This window comes from Niveibacterium sp. COAC-50 (genome assembly GCF_013184235.1).
Taxonomy (GTDB): Bacteria; Pseudomonadota; Gammaproteobacteria; order Burkholderiales; family Rhodocyclaceae; genus Niveibacterium; species Niveibacterium microcysteis.
On the sequence record NZ_JABCJM010000003.1, the window covers coordinates 248,865 to 267,054 of the forward strand.

Consider the following 18,190-nt stretch of genomic DNA (forward strand, 5'->3'; position numbering starts at 1 on the left):
CGCAAGCTCCTGGCGGAGCTGCAAGACACGCTGAGCACAGCCGTCGTCCGCGCCCGCGAGATCCTTCGACGGCTGATCGGCCCCATCGATATGGTGGAGCGAGACAAACATACGTGACTAGAAAGCGAAACAGGCCGATCAGCTTTCGCTGTCGGCCTGTCTTTACAACTGGTTGCGGGGACAGGATTTGAACCTGTGACCTTCGGGTTATGAGCCCGACGAGCTGCCAGACTGCTCCACCCCGCGTCGGAGAAGAAGAATTATGGATTAACGCGTTTTTAATGTCAACCCACGAATTCGATAATTTTTTTGGTGCCGACAGTAGGACTTGAACCCACGACCTTCGGTTTACAAAACCGCTGCTCTACCAACTGAGCTATGCCGGCGCCGGAGGTGGCGGATTATACCGATTCGCGCTGCTAATGCTACGAGTGTCGTGCTATCTTTTTTCGGCTGCACACCATTACCTTCATGGCAGCCTCAAGAAAGCAAAGCGATGACGCGTCAAGTACTCCGTGTTCTGCTGGTGGAAGACAACGAAGACGACGCGATCCTTCTGCTGGCGCGCTTACGCCGCGCAGGCTTTGAAGTGTTCTCGGAACGGGTTGAAACGCCGCAGGCGCTCGATGCCGCATTGAGCCACGGCACATGGGATCTGATCCTTTCGGATTACAAGCTGCCAGGGTTCTCAGGTATCGCTGCGCTCGAACGAGTGCAGGCTCGCAAGATCGACGTTCCGTTTTTCATCATTTCGGGGACGATCGATGACGAGACCGCGTCGTCAGCCATGCGCGCCGGGGCACAGGACTATTTGAGCAAGGATCGCCTGGACCGGTTGATTCCGGCCGTTGAGCGCGAGTTGCGCGAAGCGCGGATGCGCAGCGAGCGCCTCGCTGCGATCGAAGCCGCCCGCGATCACGAGGCGCGCCTTGGCGCGCTGGCGGCAAATATTCCTGGCGCCGCATTTCAGATGACGCGCGGCGACGATGGCCAGATTTCAATCGAGTATCTGAGCGAAGGCGCCCTGTTCCTCTTCGAAGTGCCGCTGGACGCGCTGATCGGCGATGGCTCCCAGTTGTTGGGGATGGTGCTGGCTGAAGACCGCCCTGGCCTGGATGAGGCGTTGAGTGAATGTTCGCAGCGCCTCGCAACGCTGAACTGGGAAGGACGCATCCGGGTACCGGGGCGCGACATCAAGTGGATCAACCTGCGCGCAACGCCGACTCGGCTTGACGCCCAGACGACTCGGTGGGACGGCGTGATGTGGAACATCACGCACAGCAAACAATCCCAGGCAGATTTGTCTGCGTCACGAGCGCAGCTGGCGGAGCTTTCCAACCACCTGCAGAGCGTCAAGGAAGAAGAGCGGGAGCGAATTGCGCGCGATATTCACGACGTGCTGGGTGGCCTGCTCGTCGGGATCAAGATTGAGCTGTCACTGCTCGCGAGCCGACTGGAAAGCGACCCGGCCCACGGCGCGCGCGCCAAACGCATCGCGGGTCTGGTTGACGAAGCAATCACCACGGCGGGCCGCGTTGCCCGCGAGCTGCGCCCCGGCATCCTGAAAGAGTTCGGCCTCGCGGCCGCCATCGAGAGCCACGCAGAGGATTTTTCGCAACGCACGGGCCTGCGCTGCAATGTGTTGTGCGCGGACCACGACATTGAATGTGCAGAAGACGCGAGCATCGCGATATTCCGCGTCTTCCAAGAGACCCTCACCAACGTCGCCAAGCATGCCCAAGCGAAAGAGGTTACCGTGAGGCTGATGCAGGAAGGCGACGAAGTGCTGCTGCAGGTTACGGACGATGGCGTCGGCATTCGCAGCGCCGATTTTTCGAAGCCCCGCTCGTTTGGCCTTCGCGGCATGCGCGAGCGTGTGGCGAGCCTTGGCGGCAGCGTGGACATCCGCGCGGTGTCACCGCACGGCACACAGATGATATTGCGCGCGCCGGTTGCGCAGTCAGGTAACCATTCGTTCCAGGAAAGCGCCTGAGGTTGAGCATGAACGCACCAACGATTCGAGTACTGATTGCGGACGACCACGCCATCGTGCGCCAGGGGCTGCGTGCGATTCTTTCGGACACCGCAGACATGGTTGTCGCCGGAGAGGCCGAAAACGGCGTTCGCGCGCTCCAGTTGCTGCGGGACGGGGCATGGGATGTGGTTCTGATGGACGTGAACATGCCGGACCGCAACGGGATCGACACACTGAAACTGGTCAAGAAGGAGTTCCCGAAGCTACCGGTGCTGATGTTGTCGATGCACCCGGAAGAGCAATACGCGGTGCGGGCGCTCAAGGCGGGTGCATCGGGCTACCTGTCGAAACAGAGTGCACCGGAGCAGCTCGTCCTTGCGATCAGGCAGGTCGCCTCGGGCAAGAAATACGTCAGCGCCGAGGTAGCGGAACAGCTGGCCACCGCGATCACCGAGGATGACCGGGCACCGCACGAGCGCCTCTCGGATCGCGAGTACCAGACCCTGTGCATGATTGCGTCCGGCAAGACGCTGACGCAGATTGGCGAGGAGCTCAACCTCAGCGTAAAGACGGTTAGCGTTTACCGCGCCCGGCTGCTCGAGAAAATGAAGCTCAAGAACAACGCTGAGCTGACGCACTATGGGCTCAAACACGGCTTGGTCGAATAGGCGACGCGGCATTACTCAAGATGCGCGCGCAGATGCCGTAGGCACTGCATGCCCTTCGACACGCCGGGTGACCAATGAACCAGCCCACCCAAAGCCCTTCTGACATCGCTCGCGAGGTGCTCAAGCGCCTCGCGGTGAGCCGCGTCCCACCGACTCCCGACAATTTCCGCTCGATCTATCACCAGATCGCGGGCACCACACCAGACGAGGAGTTTCCTGCGCGGGAGTTCAAGAGCTTTGCCGCGGAACTGCCACGCGAGCGGCCTGAGCAACTCAGGCTTGCCCGTCGGTTCGAAGGCGCGGTGAGCGAAGGCAACTGGGAAAGCTTTCACAGCCGCATGCTGCAGCTCTTCCAGGAAATCACCGAGGAAACGCCGCCCTGGGCAAGCTTGATCCGCGATCTGCTGACCCAACTCGAACGCCGGCACGCCAACCTGACCCCCAAACGCAAGGCCGAAGCGCTTGAACACGTGCTGGGCTCAAGCCAAGCGGACGCACAACAGTTGTTCAACCGATTGCAGGGTCTGGTTCGCGGTTGGGCGACAGACAGCACCGCCGACACGATCACACTCGTCGACACGCCGGCCGATCTGGCCACCTCTGTCGACGATGCAACCGCTGCCGCCGGCGCAGCCCAGGCACCGGCCGCGGCCAGCGCCACGTCGATCGCGCAGTCGGCGAGTCTTGCCGACAGCCTCGATGTGCGCCGCTTGATCGCACAAGTGCTGGAAGAGGCAATCGGCGGTCTACTGATCGAAACCCCCGAGCTCAGCTCGATGGCCGGCCAACTTGCGACAGAGCTACGCCAGCCGAGTAAGGACTTCGACGCCGAGGGCTTTACGAAGCGGCTGCGCGCCTTTGCCTACAAGGTTGAATGGGTCGTGAGGGATCAGGCTGGCATCCGCCAGGCGCTGCTTCGGCTGCTGCAACTCATTATCGAGAACATCGGGGATCTGGTCGCCGACGATGCCTGGGTACACGGCCAGGTCGAAGGGGTGCTGCAGGTCACCAACGGCCCGCTCGATCGCGACGCGATTGACGAGATGGGCAAGCGCCTGCGTGATGTGATTCTCAAGCAAGGTGTGCTGAAGAAAAGCCTGACCGACGCGCAGGAACGGCTCAAGGCGATGCTCTCGGGCTTTGTGGACCATCTGTCCGACATCTATGTATCCACCGGCGGCTACCGTGACCGCATGGAGCATTGTGCGGCGCAGGTCGCGCAGGCTCAGACGATTGGCGAACTGGCATCGGTCGTCGAGGAGATCATCAGCGAGACCCGCAACATGCAGATCCGCGCCGAGAATTCGCGCGGAGAGTTGAGTGCGCTAAAGCAGCAGGTAGACAGCGCCAACGCGGAAGTTGAGCGCCTGCGCCAGGAACTCGACAACGCAAGCGACCTCGTGCGACACGACCCGCTCACTGGTGCGCTAAACCGCAAGGGGCTCGACGACACGCTGGAACGCGAGATTGGCCGGGCAGAACGCAGCGGCAAAGCACTTTGCATCGCGCTGATCGACGTCGACAACTTCAAGCAACTCAACGATTCGCTCGGCCACACGGCGGGCGACGAGGCCCTGGTTCATCTCGCGCGGGTCATCGGCGACACGATCCGCCCGCAGGACTCTGTAGCGCGCTACGGAGGCGAGGAATTCATCCTGGTACTGCCGGACACGGGACTCGATGCCGCAGTTGGCGTGGTGCAACGCTTGCAGCGAGAGCTGACGAAGCGCTTCTTCCTGCATGACAACAGCAAACGACTGATTACGTTCAGTGCCGGCGTCAGCCGCCTGGACCCGAACGAGCCCGCAAAACGCTCAATCGATCGCGCGGACGAAGCGATGTACCGCGCTAAGCGGGCAGGCAAGAACCGGGTGGAAGCGGCGCGCTAAGCGTGCGTGCCCTCAATCAAGCAGATCCCAGCTGACGGGCGTGCCGCGAGGAATATTCCTTGCGGCACGACGCCCCAAGACCTGAGGCAGGTGGCCCGGCAGCAAGCCCAAACCCGGTCGAATCGCCCTGACCGACTCTGCAGTCAGGCGTTCGCCGGCCGCGACGTCCTTTACAACATAGAGGCTTCGGCGGAACTTCACCGAATCGGCCTCCCGTTCGCCCGGGCCGTAGTGCACCGCGCCGAGCGAAGCCCTCGCCCGCTCGCATTCGGCCATCAACTGACGCACCTCGGCGGGTTCAAGCGAAAACGCACTATCCACGCCACCTTCCGCACGCGACAGGGTCACATGCTTCTCGATCACGGTCGCGCCCATGGCCACCGCGGCAATGGCCGCACCAATCCCGAGCGTGTGGTCCGACAGCCCGACCTCGCAGCCAAATGCCTCCCGCATGTGCGGCAGCGTGCGCAAGTGGCTCTCTTCCGGCGGCGCCGGGTAACTGCTGGTGCATTTGAGGAGCACCAGATCGCGACAACCCGCATCGCGGGCCGCCTCAACCGCCTCCCCGATCTCGCGCAGCGTCGCCATGCCGGTGGACATGATGATCGGCTTACCGGTAGCGGCGACCTTGCGAATCAGCGGCAGGTCGACGTTCTCGAACGAGGCCACCTTGTAGCAGGGCACATCGAGCGTTTCGAGAAAATCGACCGCCGTCGCATCGAAGGGCGTCGAGAATGCCAACATGCCGCGCGAACGTGCCCGTTCGAACAGCGGTTTGTGCCAAGCCCAGGGCGTGTGCGCTTCGTCGTACAGATCGTAAAGCGTGCGGCCCTTCCACAGGTTCTCCGCATCGGCAATCAGGAATTCGCGTTCGGCGATGTCCAGCGTCATCGTGTCCGCGGTATAGGTCTGCAGCTTCAGCGCATGCGCACCCGCGTCCGCCATCGCATCGACAATCGCCAGCGCACGATCGAGCGAACCGCCGTGGTTGCCGCTCATCTCGGCGATGAAGAAGGGAGTCGAGTCCAACCCGACCCGGATATGCCCGATCTGAATCATGAAAATGCTCCCGGCGTTGCGATGACGCGGCGTTCCAAGGATCATCTTGCACGCCCGACCGACGCAAGGTTAGCAATAAATGACGGGGTTTCCCGCGTCTTATCCGCCCACCACTTGCGCACTGTCGCGGCATCATCCACTTCGTAATGCTGCGCCCGGCACACGCTGGCGGCGCACACAGGACACGCGCATGAGCAATCTGGACCAACTCCGACAGACCTTCAGCGACGCGCTGGCGATTCCGCCCGATCAGGTGGTGGACGACCTGCGCTTCAACAGCATCCCGCAGTGGGATTCGGTGGCCCACATGGCACTCGTGGCCGCGATCGAATCGGCCTTCGACATCATGCTCGACACCGACGACGTGATCGACATGTCCAGCTTCGCCAAAGCGCAAGAGATCGTGCGCAAGTACAACGTCGCGCTCTGACTGAATGACGCCCAGGCCACGCACCCTCTTCGTGATCCATCGCTTTGACACCAAGTCGCTGGCGGACTCGGCGGGTGTGCTGGAGGTCATGAAGCCAATGCTGGCGTCCGGCTTGATTGGCGAGCACCGGTTGGTGACGCTCGGGCGCGACACCGACGATTACCGTGCTCTGATCGCGCGACGCATCAATGAAATCTCACGCACAACCGCCGGAGCCCCATGCGTGATCTACGGCGCGGGTGCCCACACGAGGCAGTTCATGGCGGAGCTTGGACGCCTGCCGATCGTGGCGCTTGCGGACCGCGACGAAAGCCTGCAAGGCGGCGAGCGCATGGGCCTACCGGTGATCAGCCCGCGCGACATCCCCATGCACGCAAGGCACGTCGTGATCTCGAGTCGCGCCTACGAAGAAGGCATCGAATCGGATCTGCGCGCGCTGCACGGCGACCGGATCACGCTGCACACGCTGTACGGGCGCAACCCGGACGGCGAGCTTCGCGGCCTTTGGGAGCAAGAGATTCTTGAGTCGGTGCGTAGCTTCCAACCGGACCTGCTGGTACACACGCCGGTTCACCCGCACGAGAACCTCGCCCCGGAAGTTTTCGACACCGCGCGCACGCTTTGCCCCGGCATGAAAATTGTCACCCTGTGGTGGGACTACGACGAAGCCGCAGCGCACGGCAGCTATCTCGATTACGAGCGCACGAGCCTTGGCTGGGCTGATCTGGTGATCGAGAACTCCAACGGCACCCGGCTGGCGAGGATGAAGGCGCACGAACCGCCCTACCAGCACCACCGCCACACCGAACGGGTGATCTTCCACCCCACGGTATTCGACCCCGCCCTCTTCCATCCCGAGCCTGACGCGACGCCGACGTACGACATCGCGCTCTTCGGCAGTTCGGTCGGGCGCCGCCGGGAGTGGATCGACCGGCTTGCGGCCCGCTACGGCGAGCGCTTTCATCACCTCGGCGGCGTGTACGAGCAAGACCGCGCGCCGCTACCCGTGGCCGACTACGCCGCGGCAATGCGCCGCACTAAGATCTGCGTGAACACCCAGACCTACCCGTTCCGCACACAGTGCAAGGGCAAGGTGCGCGAAGCGCTGGGTTGCGGGGTGTTATTGCTTGAAGAGGACAATCCAGAAACCCGGCTACTGCTCGCACCCGGCGAAGGGATCGAGTACTTCCATGACTCAAAGACCCTATTTTCTTTGATCGATAGCTATTTGGAAAACGACCAACTCCGAAAGGAAGTCATAACCCGCGGACAAACCACTTGGAATGCTCGAATGTGTTCTCGACGCTGGACAGCGCGGGTACTCGACCAGCTTTTCGGAGTCTGAAAATGACCGCATCATTTAAGCGATCTGACTTGACAATTGCAATTCCGACAACAGGAAGAGACACAAAACTACTTTGTCGAATTGTTGGCCTGACGCTCGAAGAACAAGCTCACGTCATCGTAGTGTGGGACGGCCCCACTGCTCCCACAAACAGGTTGGTAAGTACTTTGGCCAACCAAGGCGTGCAATTCATTACTCACGATCGTAATCGAGGCCCATCGGCGGCTCGAAACACCGCAGCGAGTTTGATTAGCACCCCACTCGGAATGTACCTCGATGACGACATTGTTCCCGCGCAAGGCTTCGTCGAGACTGTGATCGCGTTCCACAACCAACACCCGGATATCCTAACGATGATGATCGGCAGCGTCACTTGGCGCGGAGGACCCTATGCATCGGCATTAACGGAATGGTTTGAAACACGAGGAAACTGGAACGTCTTTCATTGCGTCCCCGGAGGGAAACCCCACTCAAGCTTTATGACAGGATTCACGAGCTTTAAGACCGCTGCAATGTCGAGCATACGGCTTGACGAAGGGTTTACCCGCTACGGCTGCGAAGACACTGAATTTGGCTATCGATTCTTCTCGCGGGGAGGCCAACTCATTAGTTGGCCAGAACTAACAGGAGTCCACCACAAGCGCCTTGAACCAAGCGACTATATACGCGATCACATTAACGCCGGGTACTCAAAGGGAATTCTAATAACTCGCCATCCAGATGCGACGTTCTCATTACCATGGCTTATAAAATCAATCAATACGACTGCGCAGCGAGACGCTCTCGATAGTCTTTGTATTGCCGCCGACCAACTGACGCATATAGGAGGTGGCCGCGCTTGCATTGAACTCGACATAGCAATGAGATTGATTACTGAGCAGGCAATCCAGATCGGATTCGTGGAATATCTTTGCGATAACTTTCCTGGCGCTAGAGCGTTGCGTGACCGCGCCATCGCAGGCGAATATATTGACGAGCAAACGATAGTATTCGGAATTGAAGACTTTGCACCACTTCTGTTTGAGCGAGCACGACGCTGCACCAATTCATCGACTCGCGCGGCGTTGCTAGCCCGCTGTCAAGCGCTAATTCCGCATTTCACTGCACCACTATTGGATGCCTACGAAACTAAACGTGACGATAGCGCGTTAGTCGCACTCCGCAAGCATCTGGACACACACCATGAACTGCTCGACAGCCGCACAATTAAGAAGCTTCGAATACACCTTGGACTCGACACGACGCCAGCACCCAACAGAGGCACACGAGATTTGTATGCGAACCTGCGTTCAGCTGAAGACGAGCACGACGTGGAAAGTGTTATCGAATTCGCCCAATCAATCCTCGAGATTGACCCAAGCCACACAGGCGCTCTCATCTCGTGGGCGCGTGCGACCATAAACACCGACAAACGCTTCGCAAGGATCCTACTCGCGCAAGCGCAGCATCATGCCGGCTTTCGCCCCTTGCACGAGCAGGAGACGCGACTCCCTGAAATCGCGGCAATGCAGGCAACAATCATTCGGCGAGAAGATCACGAGGTCTCGTAAATGCCCAAGAACATACTGTTGGTAATGCTGGAGTTTGACAACTGGCTTCAAGCTCGCGCATGGTCATATACTGGAGCATGGGCATTTCACGATGGACTAACGGCAATAGGACACAACTGCACCGTCTTTCTTGCCACTCACGGCAAGAAGGATGACAACCCCAAAGAACTGTCGGCCAGGCTCCGAGCAGTTCTCAAAGAAAATTCATACGACCAAGTTTGGATTTGGTGCGTTCACACGAACTTCGATGCAGAGTTTTGGGGGCTACTGCGAGAGACCATACCGATAAGGATTGGGATCCTGATGGAGTCACTTTCAATGACTGCCGACGAAATTGCGATAGTGCCACAATTTTCGGACCGCAAACTCAAGACATACGCTCAACTCTTAAACTGCACCCATGCCTTGGCCGTTGACGAAGCCGACGTAACATCGATCTCCAATGATCTATCCATACCGACACTATGGAATACCGTCTCAGTGCCAAAGAGATTTATCACATCACTACCGCCCCCCGTTGAGGAACATGCAGTATTCATTGGTAACAAGTACGGACCTCGAAAAGAATATCTTGAAGATCCACAATTTGCGCAAATCTTAACAAGACCACATATCCCCGAACGCAACACGACACTACCTGAGCAATACGATGCGGCGCACGCAGCCTATCACGCGCTCAAGGATAGCGGAAATGCGCCACCATCCACTCACAACGACCACATCTCCGTCATCGCCACCATTCGTGCGAAGCTATTTCAACTGCACCTCATGGGAATACGAATGGGATTTTGTAGCGTCGGCCTCCCATCAATTGTAAAGGCTCACACCGCGAGAGTGGCGGAGGCGATGGCAGCATCCACGCCGGTCGTTAACTGGATCCCGCCACAAAGACCTAGATGTGAAGCCCTATTCGTCAATCAGGTTGAATATATCGGATACAGAGACAAAACCGAGCTTCTAAATATATTAGTTACTTTAAAGTCGGATCCAGAACTTCGTCATTCCATGACTATAGCCGGAAGGGATGCACTCACAAACCGGCACACAAGTGAAGTCGCGATGCACAACTTCTCCCTACTTCGTGACAATGCATAGCCCGGCTCGAATCTCATGATCAACAATGTATACCGCGACCATCCAGACTGCACTGCGGCACGTTATGCTCCGACAACGATCAGAGTTATGACGCCAAAAACAGCCGAACACAGTCGACTTTGCGCAGGACAATCACCGCAATGAACGCCAGAGTTAAACCGAGAACCCTATTCCTGACGCATGAACAGCGCGTCCTATATTTTGAAGAACCTGGCTATACTGAAATAATTCAGCCAATGACCGAGTCCAGACTATTGGGTGAAACGTCGATACACAACTACCAGCGGGAATGGAGATGGTTAGAATCGATGCATGCAGAAGCTGGCTTGAGCCATTCGGAACGGCGAAAAAGTATGGAGCGGGCGCAAATTCGCCTTGTTAGCCAAAAGATAGTCGAGACAAATCCAGACCTAGTTATCTATATTGCAACCTGGCCTAGCGAAGCCATTCGGAGCACTGTCCTCAGAGAACTTAGGGGATTACACAAATTCAAATTGTGCTCTGTAATATGGGACAGCGACGAATCCAGCATTGACAGCCAGACGCACGACAGATGCACAATTTCCGTTTCGGACCTAACATTGGTGCTGGACAGCAAATCTCGTGTCGACCGCATTCGAGCAAACACAGGGATCTATTCCGACTTCACCAACGTAGAGCGCGTTACGTTTTTGCCTACAGTACCAAACCCAAATATATTCCATCCGACTTCCAACCGAGTCCATGACGTAAACGTATCTGGATCAATTGAAGGCTTTCGGGGGATAGTATTGACTGAACTGCAGAATGCCGGGATTAGGACATTTAGATCTGGCGGCGTGTTCAACCCTGATAAATGCCTTCCCTTTGCTGACTACGCGAGAGATCTCGCCCAAAGCAAAATTGTTGTAAATACGCAGACAGTAAGCAGTCGAATACAGGTCAAGGGGCGTGTAGCACAAACGTTAGCGTCGGGCGCCTTCTTGTTAGAACAGGACAACCCTGAGAGTCGCTATTACCTTGAAGGCATAGATGTTGAATACTGGAAATCAATAGAAGAATTGGTTGAAAAAATCAGATTTTATCTCGCCAACGACACCACCAGAGAGACAAAGGCAGCAAGGGCTCACGAACAGTGGCGAAGCCGGTATTCTATCGATAATTTTGTCGAAACCATCCTGGCAGGCGTGCACTGAATCCGATGTAAATGCGATGTTTAATAGTGACCAGCATTCATCTCCGGAAAAACGGCTTTATGTTGCAGGCGGGCATGGGCTGCTTGGCGCAGCAATTAGCCGCACCGTATCAGACGAGTGGACCACTTTAATAAGCTCCCGCAAAGAATTGAATTTGCAGGATCCCGCACTCGTTGATTCGTTCATTCAAGTGAAACGTCCCCAACGAGTCATCGTCGCTGCCGCCCGCGTCGGTGGCATTCATGCCAATTCCACCTATCCGGTCGAGTTCCTTGCCGACAACCTCGCGATCTATACCAACGTGATCGAGTCGGCGCGGCGCGCCGGCGTGGAACGTCTGATCTTCGTGGGGTCGAATTGCTCTTACCCGCGAGCGGCCCCGCAACCGATTGCCGAAGCCAGTCTGTTTCAGGGCGAAGTAGAGCCCACCAATTCGGCCTTCGCCATGGCCAAGCTGGCGGCAATAGAACTCTGCCGCGCCTGCAATCAGCAGTATGGCACGCGCTACCTCGCGGTCATGCCGACCAGCCTGTACGGCCCGGGCGACAACTACGACCCGGCGAACTCGCATGTCGCCGCAGCGATGATCCGGCGCTTCGTGAAAGCCGCGAAAGACCGTACGCCGGTGGAAACCATCTGGGGGTCCGGTACGCCTTTGCGCGAACTCCTCTACGTCGATGACTGCGCCGCTGCGATTCACCTTCTTGCCGATCTGCCGGACGCTCAATTCGACGCACTGCTCGCCGCCAGCCGCTACCCGGTGATCAACATCGGCGGCGGCACGGAAGTCTCCATCCTCAAGCTGGCGCAGAAAGTTGCCGATATCGTGGGTTATACGGGCGAGATTCGTACCGACCCTGCGAAACCGGACGGCGTGCCGCGCAAGCTGCTCGACAATTCCCGGATGGCTGCGCTGGGTTGGCAAGCGAAAGTCTCGCTCGATGAGGGACTGCGACTTGCGCTGGCGGACTATCGGGCCCGCTACCCGGCAAACGACTGATCCCCGAACAAACGGAACGCGACATGTATTACGAACTGGCAGCAAGCACCTGGGGCGCCGAGGAAATCGCGGCGCTCCACCGCGTCATCGACAGCGGCATGTTCACGATGGGCGAGAACGTGCGCCGCTTCGAGGAGGCTTTCGCCGCGCGCTTTGGCAAGCGCCATGCGGTGATGGTCAACTCGGGCTCGTCGGCCAATCTGGTCGGCGTGGCGGCGCTCTCGTTCAAGCAACACAAACCGCTGCAGCGTGGCGACGAAATCATCGTACCCGCGATCTCGTGGTCGACCACCTTCCACCCGCTGCAGCAGTACGGCCTCAAGCTGCGTTTCGTGGACGTCGATCTGCAGACGCTGAACATCGACGTCAGCAAGCTCGAAGCCGCGCTGACACCGCGGACCCGCGCCGTGATGGCGGTGAGCATTCTGGGCAACCCAGCCGAGCTGCCCACCTTGCGCGCCTTCTGCGACAAGCATGGCCTCTACCTGTTCGAGGACAACTGCGAATCGATGGACGCGAAGGTGGACGGCCGCTACACCGGCACCTTCGGCGATATCAACACCTTCAGCTTCTTCTTCTCGCACCACATCTCGACGATGGAAGGCGGGATGATCCTGACCGACGACGACGAGTTGTTCGCGCTGTGCCGTGCGATCCGCAACCACGGCTGGACGCGCGACCAGCCGCCCGGCAGCCCCTTGTACGAGAAGCGCGACGACGACTTCTTCGAGGCCTACCGCTTCATCGTGCCGGGCTACAACGTGCGCCCGCTGGAGCTTTCCGGCGCCGTTGGTCTCGAACAACTGAACAAGCTGGACGACTTCACCGCCGCGCGCCGCGCCAACGCGCGCCACTTCCAGGCGCTGTTCGCGAACGACCCGCGCTTCATCATCCAGCGCGAGAACGGCGAATCGAGCTGGTTCTCCTTCACGCTGATCCTGAACCCTGCGATGGACCTCGACCGGCGCCATGTGATGAGCTCGATGAAGGACGCGGACATCGGCTTCCGCATCATCACCGGCGGCAACTTCCTGCGCCACGACGCGATCAAGTACTACGACTACGACTGCGTTGGCGAGATCGTCAACGCGAATACCGCCCATGATCGGGGCTTTTTCGTCGGTAACCATCCCTTCGATTTGCGCGATCGTATCGACACACTGCAGCGTGTGCTCGACACCGCAACCCGCTAACGCGTAAAGGCTTAGACACACCATGAAGATCCTGGTCACCGGCGGCGCCGGCTACATCGGCTCCGTCCTCGTCCCCGAACTGCTGGCGGCTGGCCACGAAGTCACCGTGGTCGACAATTTCATGTACAAGCAGGCCAGCCTCGGCCATGTCTGCGCGCACCCGAAGTTCGACCTGGTGCGTGGTGATGTGCGCATCGAGAACGTGATGAAGCCGCTGATCGCCAAGGCCGATGCGATCATCCCGCTCGCCGCCTATGTCGGCGCCCCGCTCTGCGCGCGCGACCCGGTCGGCGCCTCGAGCACCAACCACGATGCGATCGAGATGATGCTGCGGCACGTGAGCCAGGAGCAGCGCATCGTGATGCCGACGACGAACTCGGCCTACGGCACCGGCGACGAGAACAACTACTGCGACGAGAACTCTGCACTGAAGCCGATCTCGCTCTACGCGATCGAGAAGGTGAAGGTGGAGCAGATGCTGCTGCAACACCCGAATGCGATCAGCTTCCGCCTCGCCACCGTGTTCGGCATGTCGCCGCGCATGCGAATCGACCTGCTGGTGAACGACTTCACCTACCGCGCCGTGAACGATCGTTTCATCGTGCTGTTCGAAGCCCACTTCAAGCGCAACTACATTCACGTTCGCGATGTGGTGCGTGCCTTCATCCACGGCTTCGACAATTTCGAAACGATGCGCGGCCAGATCTACAACATGGGGCTTTCCAGCGCGAATATCTCCAAGCTGGAACTCTGCCAGCGCATCGCCCTTCAGGTGCCGGACTTCACCTTCCTCGAAGCACCGCTCGGCAAAGACCCGGATCAGCGCAACTACATCGTCTCGAACGAAAAGGTCGAAGCCACCGGTTACCGCACCGCCTATACGCTCGACGACGGCATCCGCGAGCTGATCAAGGGTTACCAGATGCTGAAGAACACGCAGTACGGCAATGTCTGACACGCCGATCACCCTCCTCGCTCGCAAGGAGATCGCGCAGAACACGGTGTACCGCGTCTGCTTCGATCACATCCGCAGCTCCAACGGGGAGGAGGTTGGCAGTTTCCTGGCCGTGGTGCCCAAGGCGCTCGGCGCCGGCCAGCTCGGCGGCGTCTGCGTGCTGCCGCTGGCGGTTGGCAAGGTGGGCCTGTTGAAGGTGTGGCGTCACCCGCTCGGTCGCAGTGGTTACGAAATCCCGCGCGGCTTCATCGACGAGGGCGAATCGGCACTGGCCGCCGCGCAGCGCGAACTGGTGGAAGAAACCGGCATCGTCATCGACGCCGCACACCTGGAGCCGCTCGGCTACTTCACGCCCGAGGCCGCGCTGCTGCAGGCGCGCGTGGCGCTGTTCGTGGCGCACCTGCCGGGTGCCTTTGGCGCGGCCGGCCCGGAAATGGGCCACACCGGATTCGACTGGCTGCCCGAAGCCGAGGTACGCGAAATGCTCGCCCGTGGCGAGATTGAAGACCCGGCCACCAACATCGCGTGGCTGCGCTACTCGCTGAACAAGGGAGGCCAGCATGGCTGACACCATCGACGTCCTGCTGATCAATCCGGGCGATCATCGCGGCACCTATCAGGGCTTGGGCGAGACCATCGCCGCGATCGAACCGCCGGTATTCGCCGGCCTGTTTGCGACCTACCTGCGCAAGAAAGGCAAGCGCGTCGCGATCTACGATGTGCCGGCCACCCGCGAATCGGCCGAGCAGGCGGTCACGAACATGCTGGCGCAGTACACGCCGAAGCTGGTGGTGCTCGTCGTGTATGGCCTGCAGCCCTCCGCCTCGACGCAGAACATGCCCTCGGCCGGCAAGATCGCGCGGCTGATCAAGGCACAGTCGGCAGTGCCGGTGATGATGACCGGCACGCACCCGGCCGCCCTGCCCGACCTGACGATGCGTGAAGAGCAGGTCGACTTTGTCTGCAGTCTGGAAGGCCCGGTCACAATCCTGAAGACGGTCGAAGCGCTCGATGCGGGCATGACCGACTTCTCGGACATCCCCTCGCTTTGGTGGAAGCGAGGCAAGCTGGTGATGGCGCCGCAATCGGCTGAAGCCTTGGTGGCTGACCTCGATACAGAGATGCCCGGCATCGCCTGGGATCTGCTCGACATGTCGCGCTACCGCGCACACAACTGGCACTGCTTCGACCACATCGACCAGCGCACGCCCTACGCGTCGATCCATACCAGCCTCGGTTGCCCCTTCAAGTGCAACTTCTGCTGCATCAACGCACCCTTCGGCAAGAACGCCTACCGCATGTGGAGCCCCGAAACGGTAGTCGCCGAAATCGACCATCTGGTGAAGACCTACGGGGTGAAGAACATCAAGTTCGTCGACGAGATGTTCGTGCTCAACCGTCGTCACGTCGAAGGGATCTGCGACCTGCTGATCGAACGCGGCTATGACCTCAACATCTGGGCCTATGCGCGTGTCGACACAGTGAAGGACGACATGCTGGGCAAGCTGCGCGCCGCCGGCTTCAACTGGCTGTGCCTGGGCATCGAGAGCGGCAGCGAGCATGTGCGCGACGGCGCCGAGAAGTCTTTCGGCTCCGACGAGATCATCGACATCGTGCGCAAGATCCAGGCGCACGGCATCCGCGTGATGGGCAACTACATCTTCGGCCTGCCCGACGACACGCACGAATCGATGCAGGCAACGCTGGACCTGGCGCTGGAATTGAACTGCGAATTTGCCAACTTCTACTCGGCGATGGCCTACCCCGGCTCGCAGCTCTACACCATGGCCAAGCGCGAAGGCATCGCCCTGCCGCCTCACTGGGGCGCCTACTCGCAGCACGCGTGGGACACCATGCCGCTCGCCAACAAGGCACTGAGTGCGGCCGAGATCCTCGCCTTCCGCGACCATGCGTTCAACACCTATTTCAGCTCGTCGCGCTATCGCGACATGGTGCAGGAGAAGTTCGGCCAGCCGGTGCTCGACCACCTCGACGAAGTGCTTTCGATCAAGCTGCGTCGCAAGCTGCTCGAAGAAGCGCCGGTGACGGCCTGAGGAGATGCAGATGAACGCTCGAGCCGAATTCCACGATCCCGCCACGCGGGCGCATCTGCTCGCCGACAAGGCACGCTGGGTGCGTGAGCAAACCCTGGCGATCCACCGCCGCGCACCGGAGACTCGCGTCGCATCCTCGCTGTCGGCGGTCGAGTTGCTGACAGTGCTTTACTACAGCGGCATCGCCCGAATCACGCCCGACGAACCGCTCCACGCCGAGCGCGATCGAATCATCATCAGCAAGGGCCACGGATCAATCTGCATGTACCCGATCCTCGCCGATTGTGGCTACTTCCCTATGGCTGCGCTCGAAACCGTGTGCAAACCGGGTAGCTTCCTCGGCGGCATTCCGGACCCGATCATCCCCGGCTACGAGACGATCAACGGATCGCTCGGCCACGGCCTCGGCGTGGGTTGCGGCACCGCGCTGGCACTGCGCACCAAGGGCAAGCCACAGCGGACCTTTGTGCTGCTTGGCGATGGCGAACTCAATGAAGGCGCAGTGTGGGAAGCAGTGATGTTCGCCGCGCACCACCAGCTGAAGAACCTGATCGCGATGGTCGATTGCAACGGCCGCCAGATGCTCGGCTACACCGACAACGTCGTGAACCTGAACCCGCTCGATGCAAAGTTCGCCGCCTTCGGCTGGCAAACACATACCGTCGACGACGGCCACGACGTCGCGCAGCTGCTCGCCGGTTTCGAGGCGCTGCTCGCCTCCGATTCGCCCAAGCCGAAAGTGCTGATTGCCAATACGCTCAAGGGCAAGGGCGTCGCATCGCTCGAGAACGCACCGCTTGCACATGTGATGGGCGTCGGTCGCGCGGAAATCGACGCGATCCTCGGCGACGGAGGTGCGCCATGAAGACCACGATGCGCGACACCTTCCTCGCGACGGTGCTCGAAGAAATGCGGGCTTCGCCCGATGTCGTGCTGCTGTCGGCCGACTTCGGTGCGCCAGCGATCGACGCAATCCGCGCCGAGTTCCCGGACCGCTTCGTCAACGTCGGCATCGCCGAACAGAACCTGATCAACCTCGCGACCGGCTTCGCGCTCGAGGGCTTCCGGGTGATCGGCTACGCCATCGCCCCGTTCATCACGATGCGATGCTTCGAGCAGATCAGGGTGAGCCTCGCGATCCTGTCGCAACTGCGGCCGATGAACGTGACGCTGGTTGGTGTTGGCGCAGGCTTCAGCTACGACGTTTCCGGCCCGACACATCACTGCATCGAAGACCTCGCGGTGATGTCGGCGCTGCCGAACCTGTCGGTGTATTCGCTCAGCGACCACACCCAGGCGCCACTGTTTGCAAAGCACTGTCTCGCCAAGCCAGGCATCAAATACCTGCGCTTCGACGCCAAGCCGCACGAGCCGGTGTGCGACGCTGGCAACGATAGCCTGATCGAGCGCGGCTTCCGGGTGTTGAACGCCGGTCGCGATCTGGCCATCGTCAGTACCGGCTACATGAGCCATGTCGCATGGAGCCTGCTGCCCGAACTCCGCGCGCAAGGCATCGATCCGCTGCTGATCGATCTCGTCGCCTACAACTGCGTCAACACCGCAGCGCTGGAAGCCGAGCTTGCGCACGTACCGCGCACGCTGTTGCTTCAAGAGGCGGTGCTCGATCGCAGCATCGAGAACACGCTGCGGCGCATGGCCGGCGGCAAGCTCGAAGCAATGGGCGTCGGAGATCGCTACATCTTCGAAATCGGTTCGCGCGACCAGATCCACGACGCTGCCGGCATCGGCCGCGCGCAGGTGCTCGATCGCATCCTGCAACATCACGCTGCACTCGCCTGAGG

General features: G+C 59.8%; 16 protein-coding genes and 2 tRNA genes. 15 read left to right on the plus strand and 3 right to left on the minus strand.

The features are described 5' to 3' along the window. Window positions 1-169: 169 nt before the first annotated feature. Both HH302_RS14265 and HH302_RS14270 read right to left on the minus strand, forming a co-directional pair. Window positions 170-246: transfer RNA gene (locus HH302_RS14265), tRNA-Met, on the minus strand. Between the two features lie 64 nt (window positions 247-310). Continuing rightward, a tRNA-Thr gene (locus HH302_RS14270) sits at window positions 311-386 on the minus strand. 110 nt (window positions 387-496) lie between these two features. On the opposite strand from HH302_RS14270, the gene HH302_RS14275 reads away from it, so the two are divergent. The 3 genes from HH302_RS14275 to HH302_RS14285 all read left to right on the plus strand — a co-directional run bounded on the left by HH302_RS14275 (window position 497) and on the right by HH302_RS14285 (window position 4,532). After that, window positions 497-1,993: a response regulator gene (locus HH302_RS14275; RefSeq protein ID WP_172202904.1), complete on the plus strand. Its 1,497-nt coding sequence runs from the start codon at window positions 497-499 to the stop codon at window positions 1,991-1,993. Between the two features lie 8 nt (window positions 1,994-2,001). Then, window positions 2,002-2,643 carry a response regulator transcription factor gene (locus HH302_RS14280; protein WP_172202905.1) on the plus strand — a complete coding sequence of 214 codons (642 nt, stop codon included), beginning with the start codon at window positions 2,002-2,004 and terminating at the stop codon, window positions 2,641-2,643. Between the two features lie 74 nt (window positions 2,644-2,717). Continuing rightward, window positions 2,718-4,532, plus strand: coding sequence for a diguanylate cyclase (locus tag HH302_RS14285; RefSeq protein ID WP_172202906.1), 1,815 nt, complete (start codon window positions 2,718-2,720; stop codon window positions 4,530-4,532). Window positions 4,533-4,544: 12 nt separating this feature from the next. On the opposite strand, the gene pseI is transcribed toward HH302_RS14285, so the two are convergent. Next, on the minus strand, window positions 4,545-5,591 hold the full coding sequence (pseI, locus tag HH302_RS14290; RefSeq protein ID WP_172202907.1) for a pseudaminic acid synthase: 1,047 nt from the start codon (window positions 5,589-5,591) through the stop codon (window positions 4,545-4,547). 190 nt (window positions 5,592-5,781) lie between these two features. Between pseI and HH302_RS14295 the strand changes: the two genes are divergently transcribed. The 12 genes from HH302_RS14295 (at window position 5,782) to HH302_RS14350 (ending at window position 18,188) form a co-directional block, all read left to right on the plus strand. After that, window positions 5,782-6,021, plus strand: coding sequence for an acyl carrier protein (locus HH302_RS14295; RefSeq protein ID WP_172202908.1), 240 nt, complete (start codon window positions 5,782-5,784; stop codon window positions 6,019-6,021). 4 nt (window positions 6,022-6,025) lie between these two features. After that, window positions 6,026-7,366, plus strand: coding sequence for a glycosyltransferase (locus HH302_RS14300; protein WP_172202909.1), 1,341 nt, complete (start codon window positions 6,026-6,028; stop codon window positions 7,364-7,366). A 2-nt stretch (window positions 7,367-7,368) separates the two neighbouring features. Beyond that, window positions 7,369-8,916 (plus strand): glycosyltransferase family 2 protein, encoded by a 1,548-nt coding sequence (locus tag HH302_RS14305; protein WP_172202910.1) that lies wholly within the window; start codon window positions 7,369-7,371, stop codon window positions 8,914-8,916. Next, on the plus strand, window positions 8,917-10,011 hold the full coding sequence (locus HH302_RS14310; protein ID WP_172202911.1) for a glycosyltransferase: 1,095 nt from the start codon (window positions 8,917-8,919) through the stop codon (window positions 10,009-10,011). It begins immediately after the preceding gene. A gap of 140 nt (window positions 10,012-10,151) precedes the next feature. Further along, the gene (locus HH302_RS14315) at window positions 10,152-11,186 is read left to right on the plus strand and encodes a glycosyltransferase (protein ID WP_172202912.1); all 1,035 of its coding nucleotides are present in this window, start codon (window positions 10,152-10,154) and stop codon (window positions 11,184-11,186) included. Between the two features lie 16 nt (window positions 11,187-11,202). Next, window positions 11,203-12,186: a GDP-L-fucose synthase gene (locus tag HH302_RS14320; RefSeq protein ID WP_172203147.1), complete on the plus strand. Its 984-nt coding sequence runs from the start codon at window positions 11,203-11,205 to the stop codon at window positions 12,184-12,186. Window positions 12,187-12,209: 23 nt separating this feature from the next. Continuing rightward, entirely contained in the window at window positions 12,210-13,379 is a 1,170-nt protein-coding gene (locus HH302_RS14325; protein ID WP_172202913.1) for a DegT/DnrJ/EryC1/StrS aminotransferase family protein, read from the plus strand. A 22-nt stretch (window positions 13,380-13,401) separates the two neighbouring features. Continuing rightward, window positions 13,402-14,334, plus strand: a complete 933-nt coding sequence (locus HH302_RS14330) for an NAD(P)-dependent oxidoreductase (protein WP_172202914.1) — start codon at window positions 13,402-13,404, stop codon at window positions 14,332-14,334. Next, window positions 14,327-14,902, plus strand: a complete 576-nt coding sequence (locus HH302_RS14335) for an NUDIX hydrolase (RefSeq protein WP_172202915.1) — start codon at window positions 14,327-14,329, stop codon at window positions 14,900-14,902. The genes HH302_RS14330 and HH302_RS14335 overlap by 8 nt, the downstream gene beginning before the upstream one ends. Beyond that, the gene (locus tag HH302_RS14340; RefSeq protein WP_172202916.1) at window positions 14,895-16,388 is read left to right on the plus strand and encodes a B12-binding domain-containing radical SAM protein; all 1,494 of its coding nucleotides are present in this window, start codon (window positions 14,895-14,897) and stop codon (window positions 16,386-16,388) included. The genes HH302_RS14335 and HH302_RS14340 overlap by 8 nt, the downstream gene beginning before the upstream one ends. 10 nt (window positions 16,389-16,398) lie before the next feature. Continuing rightward, the gene (locus HH302_RS14345; RefSeq protein WP_172202917.1) at window positions 16,399-17,253 is read left to right on the plus strand and encodes a transketolase; all 855 of its coding nucleotides are present in this window, start codon (window positions 16,399-16,401) and stop codon (window positions 17,251-17,253) included. Then, a complete protein-coding gene (locus tag HH302_RS14350; RefSeq protein WP_172202918.1) occupies window positions 17,250-18,188 on the plus strand; it encodes a transketolase family protein in 939 nt (312 codons plus the stop codon). Before HH302_RS14345 ends, HH302_RS14350 begins: the two co-directional genes overlap by 4 nt. Window positions 18,189-18,190 lie beyond the last annotated feature (2 nt).